This window comes from Haloarcula sp. H-hyl6, from assembly GCF_056934455.1.
Map to the genome: position 1 here is coordinate 192855 of NZ_JBRIIK010000005.1, position 18048 is coordinate 210902.

General features: G+C 47.5%; 9 protein-coding genes and 4 pseudogenes. 5 read left to right on the plus strand and 8 right to left on the minus strand.

All coding sequences use genetic code 11. The features are described from left to right. Nucleotides 1-253 precede the first annotated feature (253 nt). Nucleotides 254-2077 (plus strand): DUF2264 domain-containing protein, encoded by a 1824-nt coding sequence (locus tag Hhyl6_RS23225; RefSeq protein WP_483741583.1) that lies wholly within the window; start codon nucleotides 254-256, stop codon nucleotides 2075-2077. Nucleotides 2078-2887: 810 nt separating this feature from the next. Further along, nucleotides 2888-4064: pseudogene (locus Hhyl6_RS23230) on the plus strand (ISH3 family transposase). A gap of 109 nt (nucleotides 4065-4173) precedes the next feature. Here Hhyl6_RS23230 and Hhyl6_RS23235 read toward each other — a convergent pair. The 5 genes and pseudogenes from Hhyl6_RS23235 to Hhyl6_RS23255 form a co-directional block, all read right to left on the minus strand. Further along, nucleotides 4174-4901: pseudogene (locus Hhyl6_RS23235) on the minus strand (IS5 family transposase). A 640-nt stretch (nucleotides 4902-5541) separates the two neighbouring features. Next, entirely contained in the window at nucleotides 5542-6723 is a 1182-nt protein-coding gene (locus tag Hhyl6_RS23240; protein ID WP_483741584.1) for an ABC transporter ATP-binding protein, read from the minus strand. Nucleotides 6724-6728: 5 nt separating this feature from the next. Then, nucleotides 6729-7562, minus strand: a complete 834-nt coding sequence (locus Hhyl6_RS23245) for a carbohydrate ABC transporter permease (RefSeq protein ID WP_483741585.1) — start codon at nucleotides 7560-7562, stop codon at nucleotides 6729-6731. After that, nucleotides 7555-8559 (minus strand): carbohydrate ABC transporter permease, encoded by a 1005-nt coding sequence (locus tag Hhyl6_RS23250; protein ID WP_483741586.1) that lies wholly within the window; start codon nucleotides 8557-8559, stop codon nucleotides 7555-7557. Before Hhyl6_RS23250 ends, Hhyl6_RS23245 begins: the two co-directional genes overlap by 8 nt. A 109-nt stretch (nucleotides 8560-8668) precedes the next feature. Beyond that, a complete protein-coding gene (locus tag Hhyl6_RS23255; RefSeq protein ID WP_483741587.1) occupies nucleotides 8669-10051 on the minus strand; it encodes an ABC transporter substrate-binding protein in 1383 nt (460 codons plus the stop codon). 259 nt (nucleotides 10052-10310) lie between these two features. Between Hhyl6_RS23255 and Hhyl6_RS23260 the strand changes: the two are divergent. Next, nucleotides 10311-10676: pseudogene (locus Hhyl6_RS23260) on the plus strand (IS66 family transposase); the annotation flags it as partial. Between the two features lie 165 nt (nucleotides 10677-10841). Then, a pseudogene (locus tag Hhyl6_RS23265) lies at nucleotides 10842-11737 on the plus strand (IS66 family transposase); the annotation flags it as partial. A 52-nt stretch (nucleotides 11738-11789) separates the two neighbouring features. On the opposite strand, the gene Hhyl6_RS23270 reads toward Hhyl6_RS23265, so the two are convergent. Continuing rightward, on the minus strand, nucleotides 11790-12596 hold the full coding sequence (locus tag Hhyl6_RS23270) for an aldo/keto reductase (RefSeq protein ID WP_483741588.1): 807 nt from the start codon (nucleotides 12594-12596) through the stop codon (nucleotides 11790-11792). Between the two features lie 776 nt (nucleotides 12597-13372). Continuing rightward, the gene (locus tag Hhyl6_RS23275; RefSeq protein ID WP_483741589.1) at nucleotides 13373-14704 is read right to left on the minus strand and encodes a glycerate kinase type-2 family protein; all 1332 of its coding nucleotides are present in this window, start codon (nucleotides 14702-14704) and stop codon (nucleotides 13373-13375) included. A gap of 306 nt (nucleotides 14705-15010) precedes the next feature. On the opposite strand from Hhyl6_RS23275, the gene Hhyl6_RS23280 reads away from it, so the two are divergent. Beyond that, the gene (locus Hhyl6_RS23280; RefSeq protein ID WP_483741590.1) at nucleotides 15011-15778 is read left to right on the plus strand and encodes an IclR family transcriptional regulator; all 768 of its coding nucleotides are present in this window, start codon (nucleotides 15011-15013) and stop codon (nucleotides 15776-15778) included. An 862-nt stretch (nucleotides 15779-16640) separates the two neighbouring features. Here the strand turns inward: Hhyl6_RS23280 and Hhyl6_RS23285 are convergent. Next, nucleotides 16641-17525: an IS1595 family transposase gene (locus tag Hhyl6_RS23285; RefSeq protein ID WP_483741591.1), complete on the minus strand. Its 885-nt coding sequence runs from the start codon at nucleotides 17523-17525 to the stop codon at nucleotides 16641-16643. Nucleotides 17526-18048: the final 523 nt, after the last annotated feature.

Here is an 18048-nt window from a genome sequence, read left to right on the forward strand (position 1 = left end):
AATTGCAGGATACTGACTGTGAGTGGGAGGTATACGTCTCCTGCCTCTTCTGAGGCATAGAATAAAGGTCTATGAGAAATTTCGAGGCTGAACTTCGAGGCGGTTTACACAATAGAGCTGATGCCCGAGAATTTATATTATAGGCACTAACACAATAGATTACAATTGCATGTGTGAAGTTGAATGCTGGCACAAATACAGAGTAATAATCATAGACACATTCACTACTACTAACATAAAAGAACTATAGATCATGTCAACAATAGCTACAGATGTTCAAACTAGAACCGATGTCCAAAAGCTAGTAAGAGAACTCTTTGACCCACTAAAACAGAATTTCAGTGATGGAAAGGCTCAAGTCAAGGTTGGCAGTCTGGGGGCGATTCAGCCAGATACTGAACTTGAGGGATTTGCACGGCCGCTTTGGGGTTTAGCACCGTTAGCAGCAGGGAACGGAAATTTTGACTGGTGGAAATACTATCGTAAGGGTTTGCTCAACGGTACTGACCAGACTCATGAGGAATACTGGGGAAAAATCACTGACCAGTCACAGAAAGCCGTTGAAGCGCCACCAATTAGTTTAGCGTTGGCACTTATTCCCGAACGACTATGGTACCCGTTGACTCAAGGGCAACAAAAACAAATTTCAGAATGGCTTTATAATATAAATAATGTTGAGCTTATTGACAATAACTGGCTGTACTTCCGAGTGATCACTAACCTTGGCTTGCGGAAAATTGGTGCACCTTATGACTGGGAACAAGTCGAATCAGATCTCAGCCGGATCGAAGAATTTTATCAAGGAGACGGATGGTACACTGATGGGCCAAATAAAGGAGATTACTACATATCCTGGGCTCTTCATTTTTACAGTTTAATTTATTCTAAGCTAGCTGAAGATATCGACCCTGGACGTTCAAGTAAATTTAAGCAGCGTGCAGAACAATTTGCATCAGATTTTAGATTACGGTTCACTAAAAAAGGAGAAGCACTCCCGTATGGGAGGAGCCTCTTGTATAGGTTTGCACAAGGGTCTTTTTGGGGCGCCCTGGCATATGCAGGAGTTGAAGCACTTCCGTGGGGGGAAATAAAAAATATCTGGTTACAAAATATTCGGTGGTGGCTACAACAGCCGATCTTTGATTCTGATAAAGTACTAAGTTTGGGATATAGATACCCAAACAGCTCAATTATCGAAGATTACAGCTCTCCAACCTCTCCCTATTGGGCAATGAAAACATTTTTGCCACTTGCACTACCTCCTTCGCATCCATTTTGGGAGGCTGAGGAGGAACAACATCCAACTCGTTCTGAAACACATGTTCAAGAAGAGAGTGGCATGGTTATCTATTCTAGTAGTCAAGATGATTTCGTGTGTGCTCTCACTCACGGTCAAGCGACGCCGTATGATGAAAAGTATAGTAAATTCGCCTATGCTACTGGATTTGGCTTTAACACTCGAACTGGTGGCTCCAAGCTATCTAGTCAGGGATTAGATAATACACTCACCGTATCTGATGAGTCTGGATATTACCGCTCACGAGACGAATTGGAAGAAGGTAGTATGCGCAATGGGTTACCCTATTCTTTATGGAAACCGTGGAATGGTGTCGAAATTGAATCATGGGTCGTGCCAAAGATGCCCTGGCATATCCGAATCCACAAAATCTCAACAAACCGTACAATTAGGAGTATTGAAGGCGGATTCCCGGTCGCCTATAAACGAAATAGAACACCCGAATCTCAGATTTCGTCATGTAAAGGGGACACATATGTCAAAGCCAACAATAAGACGCATATGAGTGGAATCTGCGATTTAATGGAAAACCGAGATTCTGATCTTCCAAAATCAGATCCAAACTCTAACATAATGAATCCATGTACTCTTGTTCCAATACTAACTGATGTTCATGAACCAGGGGAGCATATCCTGGCTACAGCAGTTCTGGGCACGACAGTAAAGAATAAAGATTACTGGAATGAGAAACCAATAGTACATCTCCAAGATAAAAATATTGAAATCAAAGATCCAGATATCGAAAGTGGCGAGATTATAGAGATTCACAGATCAAAATGAGAGTTTCCGCGCGCTAATTAGTAGCTGCCGAATCAAACTGAGACTGGAGGAAGTCCGTTTCTTTCGGCAGCTAAACTAAGGAATTCTGAAATAGAGGTTTACCGAACAAAACCGAAAACCGAGGAACAGCTGTCGAGTGACGGCAGTCTTGGTTGTTATCACTCAATTGGGTAGCTCTGACCAGCCATCCCGGTCGATGTGGCTCACTCGTTACCGTATTATCGAGAGAAGGACTGTCCGGAAAGTACGTGTCGAAAGTGGCTATTTCCTCGGAATCGTTCCCTGTGAATAGAGGGTGTTCATTAACACCCACAGATTGTACACCGAGACCGCAAGCAGAATTTAGAACAAGTGTATCGACAACGTCGGTGACGACGTTCTCGACAAGAAATCCCAGATTTTCAGATATGACGGCTTGATGTCCCAGCGGCGATCGAATGCCGCCATGTACGGTCCGATTGTCTGGCTCTCTACGTCAAAATTCGTGACGAACCAGATCTGCTCATCCTCGCTCATTCGATGTGGCAAGGCGAAGATAGTGTCGTCAACCGACGCTATCGGTGGCCGCCTCGCTGCATCTGGTAAGATCGACGCCCGTCTTGCACCGTCACTGAGACGGCCTCTTACCCCCTACTCGGTCGTGGACGCACGATGTCTCCTCTAGTCTTATCCATTGACTGATCATGTGAAGGATCGAACGGCTTCCTAGTTTCCACGCCAAACTTTCGCATCTATCGGTACTGTGACGTGGATGACCAGATTTCAGTACCTCACAAAGCTGGGTAGTTAGAATGTCTGCTTGCTGAGGATGTGCACTTCAACAAGCCAGCAGACAATGAAATCCACGAGGACCAACTTCTTAACTTCCTCGTCAATACCCTCGACGAGGAAGTCGCTTTCTGTCTCGGAGCTAATGTTGAATTCTATGCTAAGGAATATCTACGAGGTCCTCGTCGGCGCTTACGCCGACGGGGACTCGATATCTGAACTCTGTGAGACCAGTGAAGACTTTCCCCACGAAAACACAGTTCTGTACCTCCTCGGCGAGAAGTTCGAACTAACGTCGGTTGAAAAAGTCGGGAACGCACTCCTTCAGAAGGACATTTTAGAGGTCTTCCCGAGCAGTGGAAGTCATCGTAGACATCCACCTGAGGCCCTACTACGGTGATGAGGATGAGACAGATGGCCTCTATCACTCGGAATCCAAGCGTGGAACCACCGCATTCCACGCCTACGCGACACTCTACGCGCATGTGAAGAATACACCTGGCGGTGTCGCCCGTCGACGAGACGGCGCACCGCCAGCAGTGTCCTGGCAGAGTTTCTTGGCCTCCTTGACAGCCTTGACCTCAGCGTCAAGGCCATCTATCTCGACCGCGGATTCTACGATAGCAAGTGCCTCACGCTGCTTCAGACACACAATCCCACCTACGTAATGCCGATCGTCCGGTGGGGAAAGAACATTAAGCAGGAACTCTCGGAAGGATGGAGCCGCGTCATCCAACACGATCTGACGGCGAAACTCGACGGTCACAGCTGGACCGTTGAGATTCCCGTCTATATCAACTGTACCTACCAGAACGGGTGGTATGACGAACACGGGGTGGCGCGTCATAGTTATGCCGCTGACGCGCTGTTCATCGACACGCCACGTGAAGCCCGATACCACTACGTCAAACGCTTCGAGGCCAGCTATCGGTTCTCCGAACAAAGTATTGCAACGATCACAACGCAGAATCCGGTCGTACGGCTGTTGTACGTCATAGTGACCATTCTCTTACAGAACGTGTGGCGGTATCTGCACTGGGAGTTTGTGCGACGCCCCCGCCGTGACGGGCGCCGCCTCTGGAAGTGGCCGTTCATGGAGTTCATCTCGATGATGTGTCGGGCCGTTCCCGCAAACCGGCCACCTAACGACCGGTTCCACCGGAAGTCACCGCCGAGCACGCCTCCACGTGGGTGGCGACACTGTCGTGTCGGCGGCTGACCGCCACCGACAGCGACAGCCCTCTCTTCTCTCAGGGATACTTGCTCGCTACCAACGGCTCATCAGGACAGACTGGTGGGCTCAGATCGGATTAGTTGGCGACGCTTTATCAGGGATTGAGGTTGTAGACGGTCGCTTTAAGCAACATTTCACGGAACGCCAGCCACCAGCTTCGCGCACGCACGGTTGTGCTGAGCGTACGCTTGATGCTTGAGAAGGCGATTTCGTTCATCGAGCGACGTTTGGACCGATCACGGTCCATGCGGGCGTTGTGGGTGTGATCGAGCGGATTCATGATGTGATGCTTGATCAGCGGTCTAACGCCGTTGTCACTGAGTTCGTCGCGGAAGTCTTTCGCATCGTAGCCTCGGTTGGCAGCGAGGCTCCGCAGGTCGCCCACGTTTAGGCGGGCGACCTGCGGGCCAATCTTCAGATCTTTTTTCTTGCACGTTGTGGAGTGGGTGTCGGTGATGTACAGCGTTTCGACATCAACAAGGACAGTGACTTTCAGCACCCGGACGCGCTAGTGCGTGTGGTTGGCGTAGTGGCGGCTGGGCTGGTCGCGGTCGAAGCCAGTCGAATCGATAGCTATGTGGCCAGTGAGTTTCTGGAATGACGAACCGAGAAACGCACGTCACGTCTTAGTCGGAATCCGTACAAACCACGTACGGAGGATAGTGTAGTGAGACAGCCGCATGAGACCGATCTCTTCGAGTACGCCGGGCAACTCGCTGAGCAAATCCACCGCAACGCGGTAGGATTTGCCCAACTCGATACAGAGTGCATGTAGCGTAAGCATTGCCCACTCGGCGAACCCGCCCACCCTTTCGGGGTCATCGGATTCTCCGGGTTAGCGACAACAGATTTAGCCTTAGCGACCGTAACACGAGTGAAGAGCGGAACTCCGATACTACAGCAGTCTTCCTCTTCGCTTTCTACAGCGATAACGTAGTTGCGGCGCTCTCGTCTAGCGAAACTACAGAGCCGATCTATCAAGTCGAGCTTGTTCTCCAGGTTAACCAGCGTGAAAACTGCGGCGTCCTCAAAGCGTTCGCTGTCAGTCGCCGAAAGAGACTCCAGTCATCGAGTTCGCTCCTTTTGATGACTTCAGCGTAGTCTGAATCGATGGTTTCCCCTCCCCCGTCACTCTATGAGCTGTTTTTCGCCGTCCCGGCGTGATCGTTGGTCACCATGATGACCCGTATCCCAGCGTAATTACAGCCCACGATAGTCTCTTTGATTTGTTCGCCAGCGAGTCCATCAACCCGATAAAAATTCTCTAACTGGACTCGAGGCTCTATAACTAATCAGCGAAACGACTCTCAGGGATCGATGGGATAGGCCACATTATTCGGGACATACATAGTCAGATTATGGACAATCATAAACGATGATATACGAATGTGACTGTGTCTTTAGGTGTTTTTAGAATATTTATTTTATTTAATTTAGTATAAATTAACTGTGTTATTAGAGTTTACGATTCTTGTGTGGAACCGTCTTCTGCAAGGTTGGTACTATTTGAGGTAGCAATTTCCTCAGTGGCGTTGAATTGATTGTCAGCGACCTCATCCGACTTTACTTTAAGCGATTTTTCAGTTTCGATATCGAATATATACATAGACTCTTCGTCAAAAGTTAGTTGTATTTCATCATGGCGTTCAGGACGGACCTGATTATTCGCCCGGATGATGAACTCTTTCTCACCAACAGAGGTGTAGAGTATGTTCTCGTTGCCCATTGGCTCAACAACAGATACATTTGCACTCATCCCGTAATCGCCTTGCGAGGTCGCTTTGATATCCTCTGGACGAAGTCCTACAGTAACTCGTTCCTTTCCCGTGATTTGGGATGTATCTCGAAGATCGATTCGAATGTCCCCTGGCCCAATCAAGACATCTTCTTCAACAGTAGCTTCGAATAAGTTCATGCTCGGGTCTCCAATGAAGGATGCTACAAATTGATTGGTGGGTGATAGATAGAGTTCTTCCGGTTTACCAACCTGCTGGAGCTGGCCTTCGTTTAGGACGGCTATTCGGTCACCCATTGCCATCGCTTCAGTCTGATCGTGAGTAACATACACAGTAGTGGTACCCAATGTATCCTGCAATTCCTGAATCTCAGTCCGCATTTCTGTTCGTAGTTTCGCGTCTAGATTCGATAAAGGTTCATCCATCAGGAAGACCTGCGGCTCTCTTACGATAGCTCTCCCCAAGGCAACCCTTTGCTGTTGACCACCAGACAACTCCTTTGGTTTATCATTCATCAAGTCCGAAATGCCAAGCATTTCAGCAGCATCCTCGACTTTATTATTAATTTCCTCTGAAGTGAGTTTGGTAGACACCCTCAAACCAAAACTGATATTTTCTTTAGCTGTCATGTGTGGATATAATGCATAATTTTGGAATACCATCGCAACATCACGACCGGTCGATGGAATATCTGTAACATTCTCCTCACCGAATTTTATTTCTCCATCAGTAACACTTTCCAAGCCGCCAATACACCGTAGAGTAGTTGTTTTGCCACAACCCGATGGACCAACCAATACAAGGAACTCCCCATCTTGGATCTGAAGCTCGATATTATCAACTGCAACGATACTTTCTGAACCGTTACCAAACTCTTTCGTAATGTCACTGAGTTGAATTTTCGCCATTTTGATCACTCCTTAACTGAACCTGCAAGGATTCCACGGACAAAATACTTTTGTAGGACAACGAAGACGATGAATAGAGGAATAATAGCGAGCGCCGCCGCCACCATAATTTGATCATAATTCACTCTTCCAACACGAACAAGCTGACTGATTGCGAGAGGAATCGTGTATTTTCCTTCTCGAAGGATCACTAACGGGAAGAGGAATAGGTTCCACTGGAACAGGAATAGAATGATCCCTAGAGCAGCCATAGACGACTTCATAGTTGGGAGAGCTATTCGGTAGAATACTTGGAACTCAGTTGCTCCGTCCATCCGCGCTGACTCAAGCAATGAATCCGGGATTTTTTGCATATTCTGCCGCATCAGGAATATCCCAAGGGGGTGGGCTGCATATGGCAAAATAATCGCAATGAATGTATTTACGAGATTTAATTTTGCCATCATTAGGAAATATGGAATGACGAGAATCTGAATCGGCAAAGTAATCGTGGCTAGGATTAGATAGAATACTGGTTTTTGAAATCGGAAATCATACTTAGCGAATGCAAATCCACCCATGGCACAAAGGAACAATGAGATTGCAGTGTAAACTACCGAAACCCCCACACTATGCCCAATACTATCTACATAATCAATATTTGACTCCAAGGATATGAAATTATCAAGGAAATGTTGACCAGGGATCATTGGCACACCACTTCCAATAAAGGCTTCCTCAGGGATTGTAGACACTACAAGAACCCAATAAACCGGGAGGAGCATAACTGCTGTAACAGCTAAGAGGAAAGCATAAATCCCGAATCTTTGGAAAGCAGATCGCTGTGTTTTGTCATGCATCAGAACCACCAACCTTCATTTGAAGATAGGCAATGAATATAATTACACCAACAACAACGTACGTGATTGCGCTCGCATAACCTAACTCGAAATTAATGAACCCAACTTCATAGATATACGGAACCAATGTTTGGGTACCGACACGTGGTGCTCCACCATCAATCATAATTTTTGCTTCTGGGAAAGTTTTGAACACACCGATAGTAGTAGTAACTAATACGAACAAGAGAATCGGTTTAAGCTGCGGAATAGTTACATATCTGAACCTTTCCCATTGGCTAGCTCCATCAATTCTAGCAGCTTCATACAATTGCTGGGGGATCGTTTGCAATCCCGCGACTAAAATAATCATATTATAACCAGTCCATCTCCAAGTTTTCATGAACGCTATCATTGTTTTTGCCCATGTGGAGTTTCCTATCCATTGTTGTGGTGAGATTCCAATTGCTACGAACAGTGAATCGAGTATGCCATTGGGTTGAAGGATGACGAGAAATACAACCGTGTAAGCGACTGTTTGAGCTGCAACTGGTAGAGCAATTATCGATCGGAAGAACCTTTTGAATTTCACGAAGCTAGCGTCTAAGATAAGAGCCAAGGTCAAAGCTAACGTCATTAGAAGCGGGATCTGAATGACGAAAATGAAGAGCGTGTTGAGGAACGCTTGATGGAATACTGAATCACCAAGAAGCCGCTCGTAATTTTCCAATCCAACGAATTCTAGATCTGCAATTGTTGTGACGGTGAAATCAAACCAGCCTAAATCAACCCAGAAAAGTGTTTGACCACCAACTCCCTGAAACTCAAAAAACGAAAGGTATAGAGAATATACGATGGGAAATGCTAGGAATACTGAGAAGAAAATAAAAAATGGAGAAAGGAATATGTATGGTACTCCACCGGGGGATGGAAGGATCTCGGTCAACCTCTGTCGTTTATACCGGAATCTATCCACTATCGAGGGAGAATTGTCTTGACTATATTCTGTTGCACTCATGTTTTCATATCTAGTCATGGGTAGTAATATGTTTAACTGTTTAGTCGCTTACTGAATAATCTTGTCTAAAGCTGAAATATTATTTGCTCCGTGCTGTTATTGTATATTTTCAGGCGAGGTCACGGTTAGTACTATTTTTCACTGTTTCCGCTGCTCGCTGCATAGCCTTATCAGGACTGCCATCATTTTTGACCATATTTCGAATTTCGGAGACAATAGCGTTTGATACCTGGGGAGTGTCCGCGGTAAATTGATACCCCGGGATATCTTCAGCTACATCAGTAAAGACAGTCCCCACTCGTTGGCCATCGAAAAACTCATCCTTCTGTTTGAATACCTCATCGTCATAGATTGCCGAGTAAGCTGGGAAGTTACCCTTCTCGGAATACGTCTTAATCATCGTTTCGTCATTGGATGTGGCATATTTCACATAATCCCAGGCTCTTGCCAATTCGTTTTCTGACAATTGGTTTGGGATTATCAACGATGATCCACCATTTTTACTTGCCCGATTCCCACCTTTTTCGAAAGCGGGGAGTTTCATAACGCCCCATTTCCCACTAGTATCCGACAATTCTGCCTTAAGGGTCCCCGTGAACCAGGCACCAAACGCGATGCTGGCGGTCGACCCAGATTGGAAATTGGAGAACCAATTTTGCGTCCATCCGGAAGTAGTATCCGCTACTCCCGCATCAATCATATCTTTCATTAACTTTGCGGCCCGAACACTTTTCTCTGAGTGTATGTTGATGTCACCTTCCTCAGTAAATTCGTTCCCACCCAGCTGGCGGAAAAGGAACCTCCACGTATTAGCATATTCATTTGGTGCTAGGCTGATGAGGGATTTATCGTCCCCAAGCTTGCTTCCCTCTTCCATGAAATTATCCCATGTCTCAATACTGCTTGGTTCAATCCCGGCTTGTTCGTATACGTCTCGACGATAATATACCACCGCTGGGCCGATATCCCATGGGATAGCATAAATCCCACCATCCTTGGAAACGGCATCCCACGTACCAGACACGTAGTCGTCTTTTAATCCTTCACTGTTAATTCGGGAAGATAGGTCGGTCAAACTACCAGTATCAATCATACCGGGAATTGAATACTGTTGGATCATCGCCGTAGCAGGAGCATCCTCTCCACTAATTAGGCTCGCTTTCAGCTTATCTTGAAGGTCCCCTGAGGTCATGTTAGAGACGGATACCTTGCCACCCGTCTCCTCATTATACCTATCTGCGACCATCTTGAAGGTCTCAGCATTAGCTGCGCTCCACATTTTGATACTTTCGGCCATCTGGATGGTAGTTTCCGAAGTACCAGTTTGTCCCGAATTGTTTGCGTTTTCATCGGGTTCAGTGGTCCGTTCACCCGCTCCACACCCAGCTAGACCTGCTGCCCCTGCTGCAGCTAGTCCCCTAATGACATTTCGTCGAGAAAGGGATTTTGGGACCTTGCTTCCACTGGAATGGCTGTTGCTTTTGTTTGCCATCTCATTTCCCAGTATACAATCATGCTATATATAATTATCGTACGTGTTTAGTCCCAGACTGTTTTCGGCAGTCACTCTTAGTAGCCACCCAACTGGTGACGTAGATCGATGCAGCAGGAAAACCAATGTATTCCCAAGGGATAGTTTCCAGTCCGGAGACCGCCCGTCTTGCCTGCTCATGACTTCTTCCGACCCTACCAAACAGGGGACGCTCGCACGTGTTGCTTCGTTTTAAGAAGAAGTCGAACAGCTCCGCTAGGAAAACCAAGAGCTTCTAGAAGAGAACGAACAGTTGCGACAGGAAAACAAACGGCTCAGAGCCAAGCTCCAGTGGTATGAGGGGTCCCCACCGAGCAAGGACCAATCGGATCAAGAGAAACCGTTCTCGTCCGGTCGGAACGAGGACGATGAACAACCACGTACTGACGGTGACAGGCCTGGCCGAAAGTCCAGACACGACCCGGAATGGCGCGACACTCCTGACTCAGATCGAGAAATCGTGGTTACTTGTGACTGCTTCACAGACTGTGGTGAAGCGTTTGACGAACCGAAGGGCATCAACTCCCGACTCCTCGAGGAACTCCTAGATCCACAGCCACCGAAAATCACACAGTACAACCACCACTAAGAGTGCCAATCGTGTGAAACAGAGACTGTCGCCTCATACTCCGAACTACCCCGATAGTAGTTCACAGAAGAATTGGGAACTCTGGATAACATGTTTGGGTCGGAAGTGGACTCTCCCACCGAGTTATCGAATCAGGTCACCTAGTAGTTTGCTGAATCACTAGAGGGGCAATTCGGGGTGAACGTCATCACACAGGGGGCACTGTTTCGGTACGACCACCGTCTCTCTTACCGGAAGATCGCCGATCGCTTCTAGCTACTGCACGGACTGGAGTTGTCGAGCGCACCGCGCGCGCCGGTCGCTGTGAGTATGAGCAGATCCGCCACCAGATCCAGCAAGCTGACGTTGTCCACGATGATGAGACCGGAATCAAACGAGATGGTGAATAGACATGGATCTGGACGTTCACCAATAAGGAACATACGCTGTACGCAGTCAGAGAGAGAGAGAGTCGAGGAAGCGATCTTCCCGCGGAAGTCCTCGGGGAGGACTTCGCGAGAACGGTCGTCTGTGATGGCCGGACGGCGTATCGGTCTTCAGCAGCAATCTCCAACGATGTTGGGCACATATCCTTCGGGAAGCTGAGGAAGCCGCCGAACAGCAGGCGGAAAGCAACCCGATATAGCATACCCTCAAACAGCGGTACGTCGTTCTCCGGGGGAGCGACCTGACAGTACGTAGGCAAGCAGAACTACAACAGATGGCACAGAGAGTGCTTGAATCGCTAATTGAGCGGTCAGTTCTTGATAGACCAGTGGTAACACTACTTGGGAAAATCGAAGGAGGTCTCGACCATGGATTACCTCCGTCGGTGAGCCAGCAGTCTCCCCGACTAACAACGCCGCTGAAAACGCGCTTCATGTACAGGGGGTGCTCCGAAAACTCATCGGAACGCTTCGGAACGACCAGGCATGTTTATTCACGAAACCCTGCTGTCCCTGCTGGCGACGTGGAGCCAGCAGGGACGCAATCCCTACGAAGAGTTCAAGCGAGTTGCCCGAGATAACGAGATAATCTCACGAGCTCAGGTTGTGCCCGTTGTCGTGTCCCTGGGGTAAATACGTACCACATACTTTCGGCAGCAACAAACTCGAAATGTTCGATTTGAATTCAACTTTCAAGCCATGGTGCTCCATCGCGTTCGACATACCGCTCCGTCTGCTCGATCCCCTGGATTCGTTCAATATCTTCTGCGTCGAGTTCGAGCTCAACAGCCCCGAGGTTGTCCTTTAGATGCGACTTCGACGTTGCCTTCGGTACGACGCTAACATTGTCGCGCGCGAGCAACCATGCAAGGCTAACTTGTGCTGGACTACTATCATGTTTTTGAGCGATATTTCTGACTTCAGGAATTTCGAGTACATTTCCACGTGCGAGAGGAGAATACGCAATATGATGATAGTCGTTTTCTTGCGCATGTTCCACAAGCTCGTTCTGTTGCAGGAGAGGATGTGTTTCTGCTTGGTGAGCAAATAGATTTGACTCAATATGCTCCATCGCCTCCTCAAGTTGTTCAATACTGAAATTGCAGACGCCGGCATACTCTATCAGCTCTCGGTCAATGAGTTCATCAAAAGCTGACATCGTTTCTTCTGCTTCGTAGTTTCCAACCGGCCAGTGAACGTATAGTAGGTCCAGATATTCGAGTCCAAGTCGATCAAGGGTCACTTCCAACCCTTCAATGACTTCGTCATATGCTAAGCCAAACTTTTCTGCGTGAACTTTCGAGCCCACGAATATATCCTCGCGGACTACGTCAGCTGCTTTGATACCCTCACCAACAGCTTCCTCATTTCCGTAATATTGGGCTGTATCGATGTGTTGATACCCTAATTCCAGTGCGGTAGAGACGGTATTCGCACAGGTTTCTGGATCAGTGTTCTGCCACGTACCGAGCCCTATTTTTGGTAGACTCATATAGAGTACGTTTGAGGGAGTTCAAATATTTCTTTTGATGGGACTTCATCAAATCAGTCACAAATCTTTATTTTGGGTTCTAAATAGTTCAGCAAGTTTGAGGAGTGAAATATACAATATGATCCGATCACATGCCTCAAAAAGATCTGCAGACAGCAATTAGATATCGAGAGAGAGGGACCTACACCAACACCCATCGACTGTTTCGCAGTCCGACTTCACACGACGGGGCATCACGTCAACTATCCTACCCTACTCGCGCTGACGCGCTTGTTAAAAAGTGGCTTGCGTATAGTTTCTCGGCGCGGGACTCACACCGACGAAATCCACTAATGGTGCGGAATCAGAGGCCAGCGGCAATTTACGTAGCCGTGACCTCCACTCTACCCCGTGTATGATGCGGGCGGCAGAGAAGCATATGACGTCACATTCGCTTCGACAGTCCAGATTCCGGGGCTGGTTGACTTGCGACCCGTCCACGCCGAGAAACGCGGCTTAACCTTGTTGGCACGCCAGCCCTTGGGACTGTCTGTGGCCCGGCATTGACAGTCGGGAGTTCTTCGCGCGCGGTGGGAAAGGTACAGCGAGTTCCTTCCCACCCACTCACTCGAGGCGGTCGTCCATGAGGAAGGGGACCCTCGCACCGGCTTGTTGAGTCAGGACCGTCTTAGACAGCACTACAACAAAGTATACCGAATTGAGCGAGATCAAACAGAGGCTAGTTGTGGAGATCAAAAGCAGATACGATCAAGGAAAATTGCATCAGGTAGTACGAGTTAATCGGGTTGTCCAACAATTATCACGATCAGATCGTTAACATTTGTTCCTGTTGGACCAGTGTGAATAGTCGCTCCGATCTTAGAAAGATAAGTTCCTGCGTCATGCTTGTTGAGGCATTCTTCGGCTTGATTAGAGTTTTTTACACTATTACAGTCTACAATTGCACCGGCAACATCCGAGCTACCATCCTCACCATCAGTGTCAACTGCAGTGATGACTATATCATCTTCAAGATCCAGTGCGGCAGAAAGGGCGAACTCTTGATTGGGCCCACCTTGCCCATAGTTGCCTGAGATAGTAACAGTACATTCACCACCACCGAACAGTACTGCCGGTGGCTCAACCGGGTTTCCAGTAGCAATACACTCCTCAGCGACAGAGAGAACTGCCTTTGAGACCTGACTTGCTTCTCCCCTGAGCCGTGATGAGAGCACCATCGGTTTGTATCCCGCATCACTGGCGACAGTAGATGCAGCTTCTATCGCAAGAGTGTTACTAGCTACCAAATGGGAGTCTGCACACTCAAACGCAGGGTCATCCAAGAATGGGGTTTCAGCGATATCACCAACGGCGCCTGCATTGAGGTGATTAAGTACGGCCTCAGGAGGGTGGAGATCGTACCGGTCGAAGACTCTTAACGCATCACGGAACGTACTCTTATCTGAAACCGTTGGCCCACTTCCAATGACTGAAAGGTCATTTCCAGATACATCAGAAATTGCCAAAGTTGCAACTGTGGCTGGAGTGGCTTTTCGAGCTGCACGACCTCCTTTGATATTCGATAGATGTTTTCGGACTGAATTAATTTCTTGGATTGGTACACCGCCTTCAAGCAACAATTCGGTTGTAGTATGAATATCATCCACAGTGAGGTTACCGGCAGGGGACGTAAGCAATGCGCTTGCCCCACCAGTAACAATGAATAAAATGAGTGTTTCAGAATTAGCAGACTCAATAAGCGTAAGCAAACGCTCTGTTGCATCCGCATTTCGTTGTGTGGGAAGCGGATGATCCCCAGTAACGCATTTGATATTATTTAAATTAAATTCTTCTTTAGAAATGACTAAACCACCGGTAATCATTTTTCCGAGTATTGATTCAAGAGCAGCAGCGATACCGTTTCCAGCTTTCCCGCCCCCCACGACAAGTATCTCTTCATACTCATTAAGATCGTACGCCGTATGTCCAATTGTGAGTGTCTCACCGTTCAGAGAAACTTCGGACTGGATCGCATTATTCGGAGCAGCCGCTTGAATAGCTTCCTCGATACAGTTGAGTGCCAAGTCGTGAGCACTACTCTTGACGAGATTCTCTCGGTTCTCAATCACAGGTTGATATATGCATCAATGAGCAAAAATCTATATATTTCACCAGAAGAACGAGGGGGGCTCGTACAATAAGACAGACTAACCGTCAGTATCTTCTTGCGAAAGTCAACCAATAATCCCCATCACATCAGATCGTTATCTGAGTTTTCATAATAATAGACAAATTTGAGGTAAGTATAGATATAAATTTTAAATGCATTAAGTGAGTGTCAATCAGTGAGTAGTCAAATGCGATTATAGGAATAATGAACAAGTATCAGGATTGGGACATTCAGATTTATAACACCGGAACAATACACAGTAAGTATGGTTGATGCGAAGTCACAAAATCGAGTCAAGACTGCCCACACTACGTTTCAAATACTCAGCAAGCTCAAAGCCAAAAATGAGGCAACGGTTACTGAACTTTCACGAGAATTTGATTTATCAAAGAGCAGCCTCCATAACTACCTCAGTACACTAGAAGAAGACGGTTACGTCATCAAAGAAGGCAAATCGTATCGAATCGGACTAAAATTGCTTGACCTTGGAGGACACGCTCAACACAAACAGCGCCTTTACACGATTGCAAAAGACGAAGTCTCCACCTTAGCTGAAGAAACAGGGGAGCTAGCAAATCTCCTCGTTGAACAGCATGGAAAAGGGTTCTATCTTCATCGAGCGCACGGTAAGGATGCAGTCAAAACCGACTCATATATCGGACAAGAGGTGTATCTACATAATACCGGCCTTGGCAAGGCGATACTAGCACATCTTCCGCAAGATCAGGTGATTGAAATTCTCGAGCGTCATGGAATGCCTGCTTCAACTGAGAACACTATAACAGACCGCGATGAGCTCTTCGAGAGACTTGAGCATATACGTGAAGTTGGCTATGCTCTAGACGATGAAGCTCGAGTCAAGGGGCTTCGCTGTGTTGCTGTTCCAATAATCAACAACAACAATGAGGTAGAGGGTGCAATTAGTGTCTCTGGTCCCACTAGTCGGTTCCAAGAAGAGCGATTTCAGCAAGAGCTACCCAACAAACTCCAAAGTGTAGCGAATATCATAGAGCTCAATATTACATACACCTAACTCCAGTGTGAGTAATTTATCAAATCGTAATAGGAGATCAAACTGTTTCAGAGGCCACTAGACATTGTGGGTTGTCCAGAACAAAATAGTCCTTAAGGTTCATAGACAGGTTGTCTGAAGGTCAACGTCTCAAAGCCTCGGAGGCATTTCAGTCAACTGATCGAACACTTCCAAGTAAAATTTTCATAGTAAACTGCAATCTTTCGAGTATTCTAAGTGTAGTCAGTATGCAGCACTATTCTTGTCTATAGACACACCTCATTTAGAGAATTGCTGGTTCTCGGCATTTTCACCCCTAATATTTTGTCTTATTCCAATTTTTGATTCTGCCAGGTGTTGCCGAGCAACTAGAGCCAAGGTTGTGCATCCAGTAATACAGAACAGTATCCACTCATAGTGCTAATAATTCGCATATCCCCACTAGCCTTGCCAATGGTACTAAACTCGGGGTTGGCATCGGTTTACATATAGTAAAGAGGCTTCAGTAATAGTGAACGCAGTTGGATGACAAGGGATGGTCAATGTTACATTTACAAATATATTGGAAGGCAAAATAAAACTCAGTTAGCCATTACAATCATAGTGATGTAATGGATTGTGTGGGTGTGATGTGTAGACGACATTATTTCATATTTAGTATAATTATAGAAATATCTATCTACGCTTGGACGGATTGGTTTCGGTTGTAGCAGTAGCTGAGTTATATACGCTATCAAATTGTGCTTGACTGAACCCCTTTCCACTATACTTGAACATCTGATGTGGTTCAGTCGCTCAAGAACAATCCCACACTCGTGAATACATAGCGTCATGTTGTCTTGGACTTTCGCTGTACGCTCTTGTGAAGTACATTGTTGGCGAGTCAGAGAACTGCTTGGACGATCTCTTTGAGTGCCTCTCGGCCCGGTTTGCGGAGGATTCGTCGCCGAAGTTGGAACGGTCTGAGATACGCTGTCAGTTTGTCTTTTGAGACGCCTCGATGCGGCGAGAGCCACCGTCGCGCCAGCGACGCGTGGCTCTCGCACGTGTTCACGTGCGCGTCTCCATCGACGTACTCACCATCGCCGTGAATCACTGATTCTCGGTGGAACGTCTCATCGTCGTCGAGCGGATCGTACGCTCGAAATCCATCGGTGTAGACAGTTAGCGACTCCGTCTCGCGGTTGTCGAGAAGGAGTCGCACGGTCGCTTCGTCAGCGGATTTCGCCGGTACGACGTATCGCTGGTCGCTGCCGCGATCAACGAGCGTGAAAGCTGGCGGTTTGTCCTCCTCGTACGTTCCTCGTCCACGTTTCGAAAGGGCACGCGAGCGCGACTCTCGGTCGCGCTCGCGACCTTTCTTCCCGGCAGAGACGTAGAACTCGTCAATCTCGACCGGGCCAACGAGATCGATAGTTGGCGCGTCGAGCGTTCTGGCGAACTGCTCGACGCGCCGCCGAAGCGACCGGTAGGAAACATTGAGTTCAGCGTCTAACTGGCGGATACTCGTGTTGAACCGAAGATACGAGTAGAACGCGAACAATAGCTTGTCGAGGCCGATCTTCGCGTGCGCGAAGATCGTACCGGTCTTGTCGTTGAACGTGCGGTCGCAATCCTTACAGAGATACCGTTGATACTCCCGGTAGCTGCCGTGTTTGATCACTGACTCAGATCGGCAGCGCGGACACTGGAGGCCCTCGCGCCAGCGAACCTGCTGGAGCAGGTTCGCGGCGCTCGCCTCCGAGCTAAGCAATTCAAATGGGAACATTGCATTCGGGCGACGCTCCCGCGTCACCCTTGCCCGCTACGCTTCTACAGCGCCAGCTCTACCCGACCAACAACTTGCTTCCCAAGAGCGTTCGCTGTATGATCAAGAAGCGTCAAACACTCGACTCGGGGTGGATCTACTGTAATATGGATATCTAGTCCGGTTCGTAACGGACAGAGGCTACAACTAATTAGACTTACACAAAACACCTAATTGATGGCCGACTACGAAGCAAGCATGTGAGTTTCGGCCTAGTCTATTTTGATTTCCACGTGTACGCGGGAACAACAGTGTATAAGCAGGACCGTTCCTGGCAGCAATCGGTAATTGAGGCAATCTTTTTTGAGATTTAACGTACGATCAGCGAAATCACACGTATACAAACTGAGTACGCTAAGTTTGAAGATCCCGTCCTGATTGTGTAGTACAAAGTATCGATCCAGTTGTTGAAAAGTGGAAATGATCTACGTCCATCGATTTTATGCAATTACTCGGTCGAAATAGGAGTGGTTGGACAGTTTTA

Coding starts and splice junctions, on each gene's coding strand:
- Hhyl6_RS23225 (WP_483741583.1), top strand. CDS start 254: ATGTCAACAATAGCTACAGATGTTCAAACTAGAACCGATGTCCAAAAG.
- Hhyl6_RS23240 (WP_483741584.1), bottom strand. CDS start 6,723: ATGGCGAAAATTCAACTCAGTGACATTACGAAAGAGTTTGGTAACGGT.
- Hhyl6_RS23245 (WP_483741585.1), bottom strand. CDS start 7,562: ATGCATGACAAAACACAGCGATCTGCTTTCCAAAGATTCGGGATTTAT.
- Hhyl6_RS23250 (WP_483741586.1), bottom strand. CDS start 8,559: ATGAGTGCAACAGAATATAGTCAAGACAATTCTCCCTCGATAGTGGAT.
- Hhyl6_RS23255 (WP_483741587.1), bottom strand. CDS start 10,051: ATGGCAAACAAAAGCAACAGCCATTCCAGTGGAAGCAAGGTCCCAAAA.
- Hhyl6_RS23270 (WP_483741588.1), bottom strand. CDS start 12,596: ATGAGTCTACCAAAAATAGGGCTCGGTACGTGGCAGAACACTGATCCA.
- Hhyl6_RS23280 (WP_483741590.1), top strand. CDS start 15,011: ATGGTTGATGCGAAGTCACAAAATCGAGTCAAGACTGCCCACACTACG.
- Hhyl6_RS23285 (WP_483741591.1), bottom strand. CDS start 17,525: ATGTTCCCATTTGAATTGCTTAGCTCGGAGGCGAGCGCCGCGAACCTG.